Annotated in this window: 10 protein-coding genes; 1 reads left to right on the forward strand and 9 read right to left on the reverse strand. The window is 44.4% G+C overall.

The features are described from left to right. Positions 1-168 precede the first annotated feature (168 nt). The 5 genes from pflA to DXB15_RS10495 all read right to left on the reverse strand — a co-directional run bounded on the left by pflA (position 169) and on the right by DXB15_RS10495 (position 8,557). Positions 169-918, reverse strand: coding sequence for a pyruvate formate-lyase-activating protein (pflA, locus tag DXB15_RS10475; RefSeq protein ID WP_109214895.1), 750 nt, complete (start codon positions 916-918; stop codon positions 169-171). Positions 919-1,106: 188 nt separating this feature from the next. Further along, entirely contained in the window at positions 1,107-3,359 is a 2,253-nt protein-coding gene (gene pflB / locus DXB15_RS10480) for a formate C-acetyltransferase (protein ID WP_109214894.1), read from the reverse strand. Positions 3,360-3,727: 368 nt separating this feature from the next. Next, positions 3,728-5,185: an FAD-dependent oxidoreductase gene (locus DXB15_RS10485; protein ID WP_109214893.1), complete on the reverse strand. Its 1,458-nt coding sequence runs from the start codon at positions 5,183-5,185 to the stop codon at positions 3,728-3,730. A gap of 34 nt (positions 5,186-5,219) precedes the next feature. Further along, positions 5,220-6,437, reverse strand: a complete 1,218-nt coding sequence (locus DXB15_RS10490) for an NADH-ubiquinone oxidoreductase-F iron-sulfur binding region domain-containing protein (RefSeq protein ID WP_118702923.1) — start codon at positions 6,435-6,437, stop codon at positions 5,220-5,222. Positions 6,438-6,442: 5 nt separating this feature from the next. Beyond that, on the reverse strand, positions 6,443-8,557 hold the full coding sequence (locus DXB15_RS10495) for an FAD-dependent oxidoreductase (RefSeq protein WP_118702924.1): 2,115 nt from the start codon (positions 8,555-8,557) through the stop codon (positions 6,443-6,445). 457 nt (positions 8,558-9,014) lie between these two features. Between DXB15_RS10495 and DXB15_RS10500 the strand changes: the two genes are divergently transcribed. Further along, positions 9,015-10,685 (forward strand): PucR family transcriptional regulator, encoded by a 1,671-nt coding sequence (locus DXB15_RS10500; RefSeq protein WP_158582250.1) that lies wholly within the window; start codon positions 9,015-9,017, stop codon positions 10,683-10,685. A 144-nt stretch (positions 10,686-10,829) separates the two neighbouring features. Here DXB15_RS10500 and DXB15_RS10505 read toward each other — a convergent pair whose 3' ends face one another. The 4 genes from DXB15_RS10505 to DXB15_RS10520 all read right to left on the reverse strand — a co-directional run bounded on the left by DXB15_RS10505 (position 10,830) and on the right by DXB15_RS10520 (position 17,298). Further along, entirely contained in the window at positions 10,830-12,110 is a 1,281-nt protein-coding gene (locus tag DXB15_RS10505; protein ID WP_109214889.1) for a sn-glycerol-1-phosphate dehydrogenase, read from the reverse strand. A 196-nt stretch (positions 12,111-12,306) separates the two neighbouring features. After that, entirely contained in the window at positions 12,307-13,176 is an 870-nt protein-coding gene (locus DXB15_RS10510) for a LysR family transcriptional regulator (protein WP_118702926.1), read from the reverse strand. 139 nt (positions 13,177-13,315) lie between these two features. After that, entirely contained in the window at positions 13,316-15,883 is a 2,568-nt protein-coding gene (locus DXB15_RS10515) for an aryl-sulfate sulfotransferase (protein ID WP_118702927.1), read from the reverse strand. A gap of 296 nt (positions 15,884-16,179) precedes the next feature. Then, positions 16,180-17,298, reverse strand: coding sequence for a 5-methyltetrahydropteroyltriglutamate--homocysteine S-methyltransferase (locus tag DXB15_RS10520; RefSeq protein ID WP_109216678.1), 1,119 nt, complete (start codon positions 17,296-17,298; stop codon positions 16,180-16,182). Positions 17,299-17,320: the final 22 nt, after the last annotated feature.

Below are 17,320 nucleotides of genomic sequence, written 5' to 3' on the forward strand. Positions count from 1 at the left end.
TTTGCAATTCATCTCCCACCTGTAGAGGAAGGAGAATTCTTGCTATAATTTGTTAAAAAGGTTCAAAAAAATTAAATTTTTTATCAAAAAAAGCATGCATTACGCACGCTTTTTCTTTACAATGCTTCTTCCGCTATATAAGGAAGAAGAAATACCAATCATCCATATTTATTTCTTTGCAAATGCACCTGCTCCAAGAACCCTCTCTGCATTTTCCACGCGTTCTTTGGTCGGCGGTTTAATACCTTCCAACGGATACGGAATCCCCAGATTTTCCCATTTAAATACACCTAAGGTATGATACGGAAGCACTTCCACCCGCTCCACGTTTTTCAGTGTATGGATAAAATCTGCCAGACGATACAAATACTCATCTTTGTCGTTTCGTTCCGGCACAAGGACATGACGGATCCACACCGGTTTTCCCATATCGGACAACTCCCGCGCCATGGCAAGGATATTGTCGTTTGGCTGACCGGTCAGTTCCAGATGACCTTCCGGATCAATATGCTTGATATCCAGCAGGATCAGATCAGTATACTGCATCAGTTCTTTCCATTTGGAATAGAAAGGTTCTTTTGTGGTAAACGGATTTGCACTGGTATCTAATGTGGTGTGAATTCCCTTTTCCTGGGCCTTGCGGAACAGTTCTGTCACAAAATCAATCTGAAGCAGCGGTTCTCCGCCACTGACAGTAATACCGCCCTTCTGTTTCCAGTAAGTGCGGTATCGACAGGCTTTTTCCAAAAGCTGATCTGCTGTGTACGGCTGCCCGCTCTTCATTTCCCAGGTGTCCGGGTTATGACAGAACTGGCAGCGCATGGCACAGCCGGAAAGGAAAATCACATAACGCACTCCCGGTCCGTCCACGGAGCCGAAGCTTTCCAGGGAGTGAACGTAGCCTGTGATTTTTTCCATATTTTCCTCCTGTTATAAAAAACACCATACGAATTACTCCATGCTTCGCATTCCCGCAATTCTTCCCACCATTCGGATATCGCAGGATTTCATCCTGCTTTTATCCTCATGGTTGGGCGTGTTCCAAAGTATGTTTCCTGCTTTTATGCAAGCATAACGCAGGAAACATACTTTTGTCCACTGGTGTTTTACATATGATCGTGGCAAGTACGTGAGATTACATCCATCTGCTGCTCTCTTGTCAGATCGATGAATTTAACAGCGTATCCTGATACACGGATGGTGAAGTTTGCGTACTCTTCTTTCTCCGGATGCTCCATAGCATCGATCAGTTTCTCTACGCCGAATACGTTTACGTTCAGGTGATGTGCACCCTGATCGAAGTATCCGTCCAGAACATTTACCAGATTATCTACACGCTCAGCCTCATCATGTCCCAGAGCACCCGGGTTGATGGTCTGTGTATTGGAGATACCATCCAGTGCTTCTTCATATGGAAGTTTTGCAACAGAGTTCAGGGATGCTAATAATCCGTTCTGCTCTGCACCGTAAGATGGGTTTGCTCCAGGTGAAAGCGGAGCACCTGCTTTTCTTCCATCCGGAAGAGAACCGGTTGCTTTACCATATACAACGTTGGATGTAATGGTCAGGATAGAAGTTGTCGGCTCAGAATCACGGTAAGTATGGCAGTATTTCAGTTTGCTCATGAATGTGCGCAGTAACCATACAGCGATCTCGTCTGCTCTCTCATCATCGTTTCCGTATTTCGGGAAGTCACCGGTTGTCTCGAAGTCAACTACGATTCCGCTCTCGTCACGGATTGTTTTTACTTTTGCATATTTGATGGCGCTTAAGGAGTCTACGACATGTGAGAATCCTGCGATACCTGTTGCGAATGTACGACGTACATCAGTATCGATCAACGCCATCTCAGCTGCTTCATAATAATATTTATCATGCATGTAATGGATCATGTTCAGGGTACCTACATAGAGGTGAGCCAGCCAGTCCATCATAACATCATATTTCTTCATTACCTCGTCATAATCAAGGTACTCGGATGTGATCGGTGCATATTCCGGAGCAACCTGATCATGAGTTCTCTCATCCACACCACCGTTGATCGCATAAAGCAAGCATTTTGCAAGGTTTGCACGAGCACCGAAGAACTGGATCTCTTTACCTGTCTCTGTTGCGGATACACAGCAGCAGATGGAGTAATCATCGCCCCATACCGGACGCATTACATCATCATTCTCGTACTGGATGGAACTTGTCTCTACGGAAATATGAGCTGCATATTTCTTGAAGTTCTCCGGTAAATGAGACGAATATAATACCGTAAGGTTTGGCTCCGGAGCCGGTCCCATGTTCTCAAGTGTGTGCAGGAAACGGTAGTCTGTTTTTGTAACCTGGTGACGACCGTCCATGCCGATACCTGCTACTTCCAGTGTTGCCCAAACCGGATCGCCGGAGAACAGCTGGTTGTAAGACTCAATTCTTGCAAATTTTACCATACGGAATTTCATTGTCATATGGTCGATCAGTTCCTGTGCCTGCTCCTCTGTCAGAACACCGTTTTTCAGATCTCTCTCAATATAGATATCAAGGAAAGTAGAAACACGTCCAACACTCATAGCTGCACCATTCTGTGTTTTAACAGCTGCAAGGTATCCGAAATATACCCACTGAACTGCCTCTTTTGCATTTTTAGCCGGCTGTGAAATATCATAGCCATAGATTGCAGCCATCTCTTTCATGCCTTTTAATGCACGGATCTGATCTGCGATCTCTTCTCTTAACTGGAAGTCACCACGACGCATACCCTGACGGTTGGTTGCTTCAAAATCTTTCTGTTTGAACTCGATCAGTTTGTCGATACCGTACAGAGCTACTCGACGGTAATCACCAACGATACGTCCACGTCCATAAGTATCCGGAAGACCTGTTAAAATTTTGTTATGTCTTGCGACTTTCATCTCCGGTGTATAAATATCAAATACTGCCTGATTGTGAGTTTTGTGGTATTTTGTAAAAATCTCATGAATTTTTTCGCTTGGCTCATATCCGTACATTCTGCAGGATTCCTCGGCCATCTTAATTCCACCGTACGGCATAAATGCACGTTTCAGCGGTTTATCTGTCTGGAGACCAACAACCTGCTCCAGATCTTTTAATTCCTCATCGATGTAACCCGGACCATAAGCTGTCAGGGAAGTAACAACTTCTGTCTCCATGTCCAGAACGCCGTTTTTTGCACGCTCTGCTTTCTGTAACTCCTGAAGTTTGCCCCACAGACGGTTGGTTGCCTCTGTCGGTCCTGCCAGGAACTCCTCGTCTCCCTCATACTGAGTATAGTTATTCTGGATAAAATCGCGGACATTTACTTCTTCTTTCCACAAACGTCCTTCAAAACCATCCCACTGCTCAAATTCCTTCATGATCGTCCTCACTTTCTGGTTAGCTATTGTTAATCATTTTTTACGACCATAGAATAACAGGTTTGTATACAAAACACAATACCTTTTTGTTAAATTTTTATCACTTTTATGGTTTGTTTCAAGAAAAAAACAACCTGAAGTTTACCTCAAAAAGTAAATTCAGGTTGCTTTTCCTATATTTTCCTATCCCTATATCAATTTTATCCAGTTTTTCTTCTGCTTTTATTGTTATTTAATTAACACTATATTTCATTGCAAGCGAATTCGCGGAAGGGGACGGAAATAAGCGATGCAGGATACCTAGAAAATAGTCCGTGTCTGCGTACATGATTTCAACATCTGCTCGAAACGTACGTCCTCAGAAACTCTTAAAAGTTGTCGTCAATGTAATCTGCGATTGCCTCACCAGCCATACGTCCGGAGTTAATAGCAAATCCCATGGTGTTTCCGCACAGTGTAAAGTTATAGCTGTCACCATAGATTGTGTTTGCATCAGATCCAGCACTGTAAAGTCCCGGAATTGGTTTCAGATTTGCATCCATAACTTCGCCGTATTTGTTGATTCTGACACCGCCGACTGTTCCATAAGCAGCAATGTAGTATTTACCTACCAGGTAGCCACCCTTACCTGTGATTGGATGCAAATACTCATGCTTTTTGTGGAACTGAGAATCGTATCCCTCATCACACATATCATTGTAGTCATCCAGAGTCTCCTCCAGTTTGTCTGCATCAATGCCAAGTTTCTCAGCCAGTTCTTCGATGGAATCTGCGCGGATGAATCCGTCATATCCTTCTTCCTCTGCACGGTCGAACTCAGCGTCAACTGCCAGGAATGCATCTTCCGGATGAACGATATCGAAGATATCCGGACCGTTTTTCTTGTAGTTTTTCAGGATTTTGCCATCCATGATGCAGTATCCGTAATGTCCCGGCTGAAGTGCAAGTGCGTTTCCTGTGTAAGTTGTGTTACCCATCATACCCTCGTTCATGAAACGGTCACCATTCTGGTTGATCAGAAGGTTTGGCTGACGAAGAACTGCGTCTAACAGGAACCAGTTCATGTTGTCTTTTAACTGATAGATCATCTCGATGTTTGCACCGAATTTCTGTGCGCCTGCATCCCACATCATGTTCAGACCGTCACCGGTTGTACCCGGAACGTTGAATGGGAAGTAGTCCTCCCAGAGGTTGTAACCAAAGTTATCTTTGATCATCTCTTTGTTTGTACCGAATCCACCGGTTGCAACTACAACTGCTTTACCGCGTGCTTCGATCTCTTCGCCGTCTTTGTCAACCGCTTTTACACCAACGCATTTTCCGTCTTCCATGATCAGTCCGGTTGCCGGTGTCTCAAGGTAGATTTCTGCGCCAAGCTCTTTTGCTTTCTCTGTCATGGCACGAACCATCGGTCCTGCTGCACGTGGTCCGATGACACCGTTCTCCGGTTTTACGATATGCCATGTTGCCTCAGACTCTCTGAAGTAACGGAATGCACCTGCAAACTCAACACCCATGTCTTCCAGCCACTCGATGGTATCAGCGGATTTGTTGAAGTATGTCTGAACCAGGTCGCTGTCTACACGGTAATGTGTATACTCCATATGTTTGTTCAGAGCTTCGTCTACTGTGATGTCGCAGAATGCTTTTTTCTGGTATTTTGTACCGATTCCAAGCGGTCCCATACCCATGTTTGCTGCTCCACCTGTTGTGTTGGATTTCTCAAATACGATTGCTTTCAGGTCGTTCTCACCTGCTGTGATTGCTGCTGCAAGACCTGCAGGACCTGCTGCTACTACAATTACATCTGCTTCCATTGTTTTCATAATGAAATACCTCCTGTTTTTATAAAAATTAATTTTAGTGACGTTTTTTGAATTTACCGCATTTTGTCAGACGGGTCGGCAGCTTCGGCAGACGACCGGTTGTCTGAATGATGGCATCATTCTCACATGCAGAAATACATTTTCCACACTTGGTACATTCGAATTCATCGATCATGTGAATGTATCCGTTCTTGCCCTCAATGGCGTCAGCCGGACAGACATCCGCACATTCCTCGCAGCCCTCGCAGAGGTCCGGATCGATGTAAATGCTCATAAATGCGGAACATACGTTGTTTGCACATTTTTTCTTCTTGATATGATCTTCGTACTCATTTGCAAAATAGTTCAGGGAACCCATCGCGAAATCGGATGCGGTCTGTCCCATGGTACACGGAGTGGAGAATGTCATTGCCTCTCCGATCTCTGTCATCATATCGGTAAACTCTTTTTTGCCCTGTCCTTCGGTAATTTCTTTTACCATGGTATGAAGCTGGATCAGACCTTCACGGCAGAACGTACATTTTCCACAGCTCTGCTTGCGCTCTGCCAGCAATACTTCCTCTGTCTCATGGATCATACAGCATTTGGAACCGTAAACAGTGATCACACCGTTTCCGATCTGGGTATCTGCTTCGATCACCAGATCCATAGCGGATGCGTCGTACAGTTTTGTACCGATGGCGATGGCTTTCACATCTGCGTCTCCTACCAGATCTGCTACTTTTGTACCAAAAGATACTTTCTGAAGCTCACCCATTTTTCCGTCTTTGCAGACTGCCATGTAAGTGCACGGCTCATAGCTGTCTGTAAAAATATCTGCCAGTGCAGCCATGGTCAAAATATGGTGGAATGCACCGCCGCGGCTTGCTCTGCGGTTGATGATTCCGGTCTGGATCTGGATGCCGTACTCAGCAGCCTGTGCTTCCAGCTCTTTTGCATACTCAGCTTCTTTTGCCGGAATGTACAGATACATTTTCTCTGCATTGACTGCCAGCGCTGCAATCGCCATACCTTCCATTACTTTTTTCGGGTCAGCTTTCAGTACTTCCAGCTGAGCCTCTGCGATATCCGCATTATTTAAACCTGCAACCACGCGAATCGGATTTGTCTGAAATTCACGTTCTGCATTTACCTGATTCCATTTTTCTGCCACTGCTCTGCGCTCTACACCGAATTCGATCAATCCGGAAGCAGCAGTTTTTGCCAGAATATCTTCAACACTCATGTTTTTTGCATTTTCTAAAGCACTCATCTGTCTTACGCCTCCTTCTGATTAGAATACTCGGTCCACAGTCTGGACGGATGGATCTGAAGTCTTAAGTCACACTGCAGGCAGCGGCTTGCCTCGCCGCAGATATCCGCGTCGCAGATACCGTGGTCTACTTCATTGAAGTTGTCCTGTCTCTCTGCTGCCGAAGTTACCTGAGTCTTGGTACGTCCAAAGTAACCAAAGCCTTCTACTTTACCGATCTTCGGATCTGCATGCTGCTTGGGAGCAAGTGTCTCGCTGATGTCTCCATCGCCACCCAGATATTTATCAATTTCAACCGCTGCATCACGGCCGGATGCAATGGCAAGGATGACGGATTTTGTTCCGTATACAACGTCGCCTGCTGCAAATACGCCTTCGGTCTCGGTTGCAAGGGAATTTTCTTTTACTACAATGCTGTTTGCTCTGCCTAAGGTCAGACCTGCTTCTTCTGTCAGATCCGGACGCTGACCTGTTGCAAAAATAACAGTGTCTGCATCAATGTGATGCTCGCTGCCTTCCTCTTTCTCGATGATGGCTCTGCGGTTCTCATCGAAGGTGAAGGATTTTACGTTCATAAAGTCAACACCTGTAACAGCGTCAGTTCCTGTGATACGCTCAAAAGTCTGTGCCGGATGTACGAAGATGCCTTCTTCTTTTGCCTGCTCGATTTCTTCATCGTCTGCAGTCATAACTTCTCTTGCTTCCAGACAGGCCAAATGAATTTCCTCTGCGCCCAGACGTTTTGCAGTTCTCGCACAGTCGAAAGCTACGTTACCACCACCGAGAACGATGATGCGTTTGCCCATTCCGGTCTCCTGACCAAGACTTGCATTACGCAGGAAATCAATATTTAACAGAACACCCGGAAGTTCGCTGCCTTCCATCGGAAGACGGACACCTTTGTGTGCACCGATGGTCATTAAGACTGCATCGTACTCTTTCCGTAATTCAACCGGTTTTTCCACTTTTGTATTTGTCTCGATGACTACGCCCTGATCCTCGATCACTTTTGCTTCCTGTGCAACGATCTCACGCGGGAGTCGGTAGGACGGGATTCCGTAGGACATCATACCGCCAACGGTCGGAAGTGCCTCTTTTACGGTAACGGCGTGTCCCTGTTTTCTCAGGTAATATGCTGCGGTCAGACCTGCAGGGCCTCCACCGACAACACATACTTTCTTGCCGGTATCCGGAAGCTGTTTTCCTTTGCCTTTCCAGTAACGGCCAGTGTCATGCTCTGCCGCATAACGTTTGATGTCGCGGATGGACATTGCCTCGCTGACTTCTTTTCGTTTGCACTCCAGCTCACATGCATGGCTGCAGACATGTCCCAGTGCGTTCGGGAACGGTACTTTTTCACGGATGACCGCTACGGCTGCATCATAATCGCCCTCTTTTACAAAACGGATGTAACGCGGGATATCAGTATGCGCCGGACAGGCGGTACGGCACGGAACCAGTGCCTCTTCTTTTTTCAGGTTGGTTGTCAGAAGCTGTAATTTATCACGGATGGAACCGGTCGGACAGACTTCTGCACAGGCAGTACAGAAACGACAGTCTTCGTCTTTCAGTAATTTGCCATGTAAGGTTCCTACATATGTCTCAAGGTCTTTTTTGTTATACTGTAATACACCTACACCTCTCAGATTGTTGCAGGCACGTACACAGCGGCCACACAGTACACAACGGTTCATGTCGTGGATGAGCAGCGGGTTGCCCTCTTCCATCTTGATACCTTTGATACGGGTACGCATACGCGCGTTGTTTGCACCGATGTACTGGATCAATGTCTGAAGCTCACAGTTTCCGTATTTCGGACATGTGGAGCAATCTTCCGGATGTCCTGCAAGCAGCAGCTCCAGTGCTAATGTACGGAGTTTGTTGATCCGCTCACTTGTGGTATGTACGACCATGCCATCCTGAGCACGCAGGGTACAGGATGTGGTTACGCCTTCCTGACCTTCTACTTCTACAATACACATGCGGCAGGAACCATTTTCCGGCAGATCCGGATGATGGCAGAGATGCGGAATATAAATTCCGGCTTCCAGCGCACATTCCAATACATTTTTATTCTCCGGCACTTCCAAACGTGTGCCGTCAATCGTAATGACTGCCATGTTTTTCTCCCTTCTGTTCTTCTTCATTCAACAGTTGTCGTTCTGATTTTCTTTCTGTTTTGTTCTCATTTTTCAGGAACGTCACACATTCCTGATGTTTTGTTCAAGAATGCTCCGGCATTCTTGTTGCGAGGTGCACGTCATGCAATTGCATGACATACTTCAACTGCGCACCTCTGTAATCCTGCCGGAGGCTATATCAGATGGGGGATTGGCTCCCACCACTGATACTAGCTTGTTTCTCACCACCTATAGAGGTGGGAGTCATCTCCCATCTGATATATTTTTGACGTGCACGGTACTGTTATGGTACACTGTCGTTATAATCACTGATAAAATTATAACATGCAGACCACCGGAAAGCTTCCGACAACTGTTGAAAATCTGCTATCCTGTTTTCTTTATTTTCAACAAATGTCGAATAAAAAAATCGGTATCCATACACAGGGAGATGCTTATGATCACCTTACAGACTTTACTTGAAAAACTACAGGAAACATATTCCTGCAGCATAAAAAATGGCTATGATACCAATCGTTTTATCAGTCGTGTAGATGTGCTTCAGATTGATACGATTCTTGATGAAAATACGCTGTATCTGTGTCCGCCAGAAGTGGCTTCTAATCCCGAAATGCTGTGCAGATATGCTGCTTTACAGACACAGTTTGCACAGATGGAAAAAGATCCGATGCTGTCTCCGGTTATTATGATGGAAATGCCTGACAGCGGTTGTTCAGATCATGAATCTATCTGCAGCGTTTCATCAGAAGATACAGTTTCATCAAAAAATATGGATTCATCAAAGCATATAGATACCGCTTTTATGGAAAGCTCTATCCTTTTTGTGACGCATATGCCGGATATTTCAGAATTGTTTTCCTTTTTGAATCACCGGCTGAACTTTGAATTCCGCTTGCAGCAGGAGATCAACGACCTTTACCACCTGCTTTACAGCGGTCGCGGACTGGAAGATCTGATTATCCGTGCAGAATCCTTTCTGCACCGCCCCATGTCCGTTCTGGATGCCAGCTACAGTCTGATCGCGATCTCTCCGCTGATGCATCAACTGCCCTTTGGTATGGAAAAAAATAAAGAAGGAACGTTTTTAAGTTCTCAGGAAGTAGAAAGTCTGCGCCGTCTGCAGATTGAGCACCAGATCTACCAGAACAATCAGGCATTTTTTATTCAGACAGAGGATCATCCGGATACAAACTGGATTTTCTGTGCCATCCGCATCCAGCATGTTATGACCGGTTATGTGGCACTTTGTCTGCCGGATCAGGCGGATGCCAGCGAACACGAACTGCGCCTGATCACCGCTTTTTCTGATATCTGTGCCATTGAAATGCAGAAACATGAGTTTTTTGTGCAGAATACCGGTTTGCAATATGAAACGTTTCTGACAGAACTTTTAGAAGGACGTTTTAACGATGTCAATGTCATTGAAGCCAGACTGAAACTCTTAAACCGCCACTTTGGAAAATTTTTCTGTCTGGCGATCCTGTACTGCCCTCATCCGCATAACAGTGATCTGTTTAACAAACGGCAGATGGCAGCACTGCGGCAGGTCTATCCAAATGCCATGTCCGTAGTTTATAAAAATAACATTATCCTGCTGATCAATCAGGATACGCCGGTGCAGTTAAATGAAAAACTAACGGATCCATTGGAGCGGTTTGCACAGCGCAATCAACTGAAAGTCAGTCTGAGCCAGCCTTTTGCTGATGTACTGAAAATCCGGATTTTTTACAATCAGGCACTTCATACACTGGAATTGTCAGATTTGCAGACACCGGATCAGTATCTGTATTACAGCACGGATGCGCTGCCGGAATATCTGTTTTCCAACTGTGATTATCAGGGACTTGAAGTGGGGATCCACTATCACATTTTTCAGCTTCAGGATTATGATAAAACGTATCATACGGATTTTATTGAGACGCTGCGGGCATATCTGGATCACGATCGGAATGCAGCGAAAACGGCGGAATTTCTGCATATTCACCGCAGTACGTTCTTTTATCGGGTAAAAAAAATAGAAGAGCTGCTGGAGATTTCACTCACAGACAGTCATCTTCTGTTTTTGTATGAGTTGTCCTTCAAGATCTGGGATTATTTGTGTAAGTGATGAAGTCTTTTGTGTCAGAAATTTAGGTTATGGAAAATTTCTTATGTGGCTATGATTTAAGTTATGAAAAAATCCACAGATATGATCACGCGGGCTAAGACGCCCCTCTTAGATAATATCTGTGGATTTTTTATTTCAGTTTTTTTACCACTCTAATAATTTTGCCAGACGCAGCAATGTCAGACGGTTTCTGACATATGGACTGCTCTGCAAAGTCAGCTCTACGGTATCTTTATCAATACCAAGTGCTGAAACCTCATGCATGCATCCTGCATCATGCAGTTTTGCATACATATCATCCGCATCCGGAAGGTCATCGATCAGATCTTCGATCTGTGGAAGCTGTTCTTCTAACTGCTCTAAATCAATATCCTCTAACGGATTCGGTGTATTTTCTGCCAGAATTCCTTCTAACAGTCCTTTTTTTCCAAATGTATGTTCCAACAGACTCATTTCAAGTCCTTTGGCGGTTTCTGATTTGACCGTTACTCTTTTATGGCGGATCGCATGTGCCAGACGTTTGTAATAGTCTGTGATGATCAGCAGACCAATTCCAACCTGCTCACCATGCAACGCCTTTGTATTTTCATTTAATACATTCAGATCCCACATATGGGATACCATATGTTCTGCTCCAGATACCGGGCGTGGGCTGTCTACCATCTGCATACACAGTCCGGACAGGATCAGTGCATACATCAGTTTTTCGATCGCCTCTCTGTCTCCGAAACGGATATCATCCAGTACGCGGCTTACATCCCTCAGTGCTTTTTCCAGCAGATCACATACTTCCTCACAGATATATTCGTCTGTGATCAGATGCGCGATCTTCCAGTCCAGAATCGAAATATATTTTCCAAGAAAATCTGATACTCCGGATGCCGTCAGTCTGGACGGTGCTGCTGCAAAAATATCAGTATCCGCAAGAATCCAGCGTGGTGAAACACCTGCAACGGTTTTCTTTAATCCGTCCAGTGTCAATGCTGCCACATTTGCCGCAAATCCATCCACACTTGCTGCTGTCGGCACCGATACAAACGGAATATCATACTCGGTTGCCGCATAGCGGGTCAGATCATGAATGGTTCCTGCTCCGATTGCCACCAGCACATCTACTGACACACTGCTTAAGCCTCTGTCACAATAATCCAGCTGCTTCATCACTTTGTCCACACCACGGTTATCTGCCTGAAGTCCTTTCGGATTCAGCTCAATGACCGGATAATCTTTAAATTCTTCCTCTAAAAACGGTTCCGCCGCCGCCCTCGTATTGCTGTCACATATAAATACCGGATTCTGAAATGCTTCCAGAATGTCTGTCAGTTCTCTGACTGCTCCGGATTCGATGCTGATCTTCCCAACGTCAATATTATGTGCTTTTCCGCAGGCGCACGGCTCTCTTAACTGCCCAAGGTCTACGTCCATCTATCTATCTCCTTCACTTTTTTACCTGTGTTCATCTCGCTAAAGCAATTTCAACTCAAATAAGAAAATCTGCTGCATTTCGCTACCTGTAGAAGCAGACATAACAGCTTAAACAGAGATGAATACACAATTATCTCTTATTCTCTCATATCTTTGTGCAGAACACAAGTAAAAAGTGAAACTTTTATCCGCGAAGTCAGGCATGATAATTTTCCATCAACTTTGTCACCACTTCATTTTTTTCAGACCAAACCGCAATAATGTCAATCCCACGCTCTCCCGGAAGCGGAATGCTATTCAATTCTTTACTTCCCTGTATGATATTTTCAGAAAGAAAACAATACCCTCTTCCAAGTTTTACATAACTAATCTGCGTTCCGATATTATCCACGACTTCAATAATCCCCTCATCCAGATGCAGCAATTCCATGGTGTCTAACGTATGTTGAAACATCCCCGGGCTCTGACTTTTTTTCACCAGAATGCATGTCTCATCCTGAAAATCTTCCCAGGAAAGCTTCTCTTTTTGACCAACCTGCAATTTTTCAGAATAAATCAAAGCACCTTTTCTCCATGCGATTTTCTTTATTAAAAATCCCGGTCTGGTCTGCCAGGACGGTTCCAACGTCAGCCACAGATCAATTTTTCCTTTTTCAAGATACTCCTGTCCCTCCAGAAAATTGCATTTGTGAATCACCAGCTTCTGATTTGACGCAGCATTCTTCAAATATTCATAAACCGTTGGAAGGAAATCATCTGCATATGCGCCATCAAAACAGCCCATATTTAGCAACGGTTTCTGTGCGCGACCTGCCAGTACCGCATTTTTCTTGGCATTTTCCAATTCTTTTAAAATATTCTGCAAATCCTTCTGAAACTGCATACCAGCCTGTGTCAGCACCACCCCGCGTGCCTGACGTTCAAACAGCGGCAGACCGATTTCCTGTTCCAAAAGGGTGATCTGTTTACTCAGAGCAGGTTGTGAAATATAGAGTGATTTTGCAGCCGCAGTAATATTTCCATGCTCTGCCACACGCAAAAAATACGTAATCTGTTCCAACCTCATAACTACTTCCTCCCTTTAAAACACAAGTCTACACTGTTTTCTTTTCAGACGCAATAATCCCGGGGAAATTAAATCCCCGGGACTATTGTATTTATCCTAAGTTCAAGAATGCTCCGGCATTCATGATCTCTCTGATCGATTAGTCTGCTGTCTTATAAGTTCTGTAAGAGAACAGTGCATCAGGACTAGCCATGTTCATCTTATTTCTGGCAGGTGTCAACTCAAAGGAAATTGTGCCTGCCGCCATGTTGTAATCTGTAAATACCGGACGACATCCCTGTTTCAACTCGATAGAGGAAAACTGCGGATCTCTCAATGTACTGGCAGCTACAGCTGGAATATTATCAATTGCACCATGTAATCCCCAGCCAATTGTCACAGATGTATCACTGTCATACTGTACGCTTCCACAATGACTGGTAATATGATATTTACCATTTTTGCTTGTTAAATCTGTACCGTTGATCGCATTGTAAACCTTAGCAGTTCCGCTTGTTTCATTAATACTTACTTCAATGGTACGTGTACGTGTCGCATAAGCATTTGGTCCTAATGCAACGCTGACAAAAGGTGCTGTACCAGTCTGATTATCAAATACGCTGATCTGTGTATTTCCGCTGATCATACCTTTCGCATTTTTGTTTGTGTAACGTGCAAAATGCTGTCCGAATGTCAGAGCTTTAAAGTCTTTACCATTATCATCCTTACGGTCAGTGGTATATCCTTCATATCCTTTCAGAGTAGAAGCCTTGCCACCAAGAATCCAGTCGATCGCGCCTGTATCAAAATCAAACTGGTAAACTGCACTCTGATCACGCATGGAAACAAGAATCTTGTCTGTATTGCCGTTTGCATCTAATGTATAGTCCACACTGTTTACATGAACATAATCTTTTACGCCTGCCGCAAAGTTATGATCCGCATGATCTTTCTGACCAACAGATGCATATGCACCATCCAATGTACTCTCATCATAATTGATAGACTCTACAGCAGAATCATATAATAACGGATAATCACCTGTGTTGATCTCTTTGATTACTTTTCCGTCTTTCACTTCCTGAATGATTCCCACCCATACATAAGCAGTATTTCCACCGTCAAGACCTTTTACAGTCTCCGGAAGGTTGTCTGCCAGTACCGGTGTATAGCTGAGGTTGATGTAATGATTTTTTCCAAGTACGACAAACTCATGCTGATCCAGATATCCCTGACCATGATAGTGTTTTTCGTCACTGTTTGCTTTTAAAGTAGCCTGATCAATATCTACATAATTATCATCCATTACAAGATAATAACCACTTGAGAAGCCACCCATAGCATTTCTGAATGTCGGCTCAAGCTCGATGAATGCAGTATAGTAACGGCTTCCATCAACAGCATCCTGCGCTGCAAAGTTCTCTGCCATATTTTCAGCATCACCGCTACGATCATCTACTGTTACTTCATACTGCGGAATATAGCGATAATATACTAATTCTCCATCTGTATTTACACGAAGGAAGAAATGATCCAGTGCAAATGTGTATACACCTGCATCAGAGGCTTTCACACCTGTTCCTGTAATGTCCATTCCCGGAAGCAGCTCATTTACAGTATGTACACGATACTTTTTACCATCTTCCATGGTTACTGTGATAACTTCATCTTCTGGAGTATCTGCTTTGATAGCAGCCGGTGTAAAGGATACGTTTCCATCAACCACCTCAAGATCACCTGTTTTATCACTTACGGCAGATGCTACTTTGTTGTCGCCTGTTGCTGTCAGATTGATCTTGTCTCCGGCAACTAATGCATTCAGATAGTAATCACCTTCGGATGTTTTAGATGCTGTCAGTACAACGCCAGAAGCACCATTCTCGTCTGCTGCTGCGATATCAATGTTTGCAGCTTCCGGATTTACCGGATAGTTGTTCATCTGAGCGGCAATTTTCTCTGAATAATCAAAATACTGTGCGGTATTCTGTTTTGCATTCAGGTAATCAATGTCTGCTACAAGGTTATCATTGACTTTGCTGTTTTCAATGACATATCCTTTGCCTTCTGCATCCATGTAAGCACCGTTATAATGGAATGTTACTTTACCGTTTTCGATCATCCACTGACCGTTTTTGTTGCTTGCAAGTCCGTTATAGCCAAAGTCTACTTTTCCGCCTGCCAGATACCACCAGCCATTTTCATTTTTTTCTACGCTGTTGCAGTCAAAGTTTACTTTTCCGTTCTCGATTCTCCACCAGCCGTTTTCGTTTTTCGCGATTCCGGTGTAACCAAAATCTACTTTTCCGTTGATAATCTTCCACCAGCCGTTCTGGTTTTTCGCTACGGTGTTTGCAGAGAAGTCTACTTTACCGTTGCGGATCAGCCACCAGCCGTTCTGATTCTTTGCTACGGTGTTTGCCGTGAAGTCTACTTTACCATTGCGGATCAGCCACCAGCCATTCTGATTTTTTGCTACTGTATTTGCAGAAAAATCAACTTTTCCGTTCTTTACATACCACCAGCCATTTTCGTTTTTTACTACGTCTGTACCACTTGTTACTTTCTGTCCATTTTTGTAATACTGCCAGTTACCTGCTGAAATTCTTTTCAGTCCGGTATAACCTGCTGCCTGAGCCGTTGTTGTCAGAGCAGAAGGTGCTGCCACACCTGTAAAAGTAAGGCAGGCAGCCACTGCGATCAATGCAGCCATTACTTTTTTCTTTTTCATAGAAAAAATCCTCCTTCTTCATTGCCGAACCCCTATGTCCGATGGCTTTATTATACGGTGTTCACACTTTCTTCACAAATACAGAAAAGCTATCCATCCATAACCGCAAGTTATGGATGGATAGCTTTTCTCTTCATCTTATAATTCAAGAATGCTCCGGCATTCTTGTTGCGAGGTGCGCGTCATGCAATTGCATGACATACTTCAACTGCGCACCTCTGTAATCCTGCCGGAGGCTATATCAGATGGGGGATTGGCTCCCATCTGATATATCAAATCACTTTTTTACTTTCTTCTTAGCCCCAGACTTCTTCTGCGATCTCTTTTACTAATTTCAATTTCGCCCACTGTTCTTCTTCTGTCAGTTTATTACCAATCTCACAGGAAGCAAATCCGCACTGCGGACTCAGATACAATCTCTCCAGCGGAATGTATTTTGCCGCCTCATAGATTCGGTCAATAACTTCTTCTTTGCACTCAAGTTTCGGTGATTTTGTAGTAATCAGTCCAAGAACCACTTTTTTCACACCGGATACTTTTGCTAACGGTGCAAAACCGCCGGAACGCTCATCATCAAACTCCAGATAATAGGCATTTGCATTTTCCTCACCAAAAAGGATTTCTGCCACCGGATCATAAGCGCCGCTGCTTGCATAGGTGGAGTGGAAATTGCCGCGGCATACGTGCGTATTGATTACAAGATCTTTCGGTGCATTTGCAATGACACGGTTATTGATGTCTTTGTACACTTTCTGGATTTCTTTCAATCCTTCCTGTGTCGTGCCATACATTAAATGACCTGTCTTATCTGCAAACATCCCCCAGGTACAATCATCCAGCTGCACATTGCGGCAGCCTGCTGCATACAGATCATCGATCACTTTGCCATAACCTGCAACGATATCATTTACCAGTTCTTCGTCTGAATCATAATATTTCTCTGTCTCCTCACGGTTAAACGGCATGGTAAACTGTGCCAAAAACTGTGCCGGAGACGGAATGGTCTGTTTTGCAATTGTCTTCTCATCCTCAAACTGTTTTACAAAACGGAAATGGTCTACAAATGGATGTTCACCGGATAAACCAACTTTTCCAGTGAGGTAGGTATCATCGATCATCGCCGACTCTCCGTGGAATGGCAGACCGGTTTTGGTCGGTACATGTCCGATTCCGTCAAATCCCCACATAAAATCCAGATGCCAGGTTGCACGGCGGAACTCTCCGTCTGTGATCACATGATAGCCAAGCTCTTTGATCTTCCCGATCAGTTCTGTGATAGCTTCATCCTCTACTACTTTCAACTCTGCATATGGGATTTTTCCCTCATCAAACTGTCTTCTCGCCTGTTTTAATTTTTCCGGACGCAGGAAACTTCCCACATAATCATATCGAAACGGTGTCTGTACATTGCTCATCGTTATTTCCTCCAAACTCATG

Source organism: Roseburia sp. OM02-15 (assembly GCF_003481835.1).
Lineage (GTDB): Bacteria > Bacillota > Clostridia > Lachnospirales > Lachnospiraceae > Eubacterium_I > Eubacterium_I ramulus_A.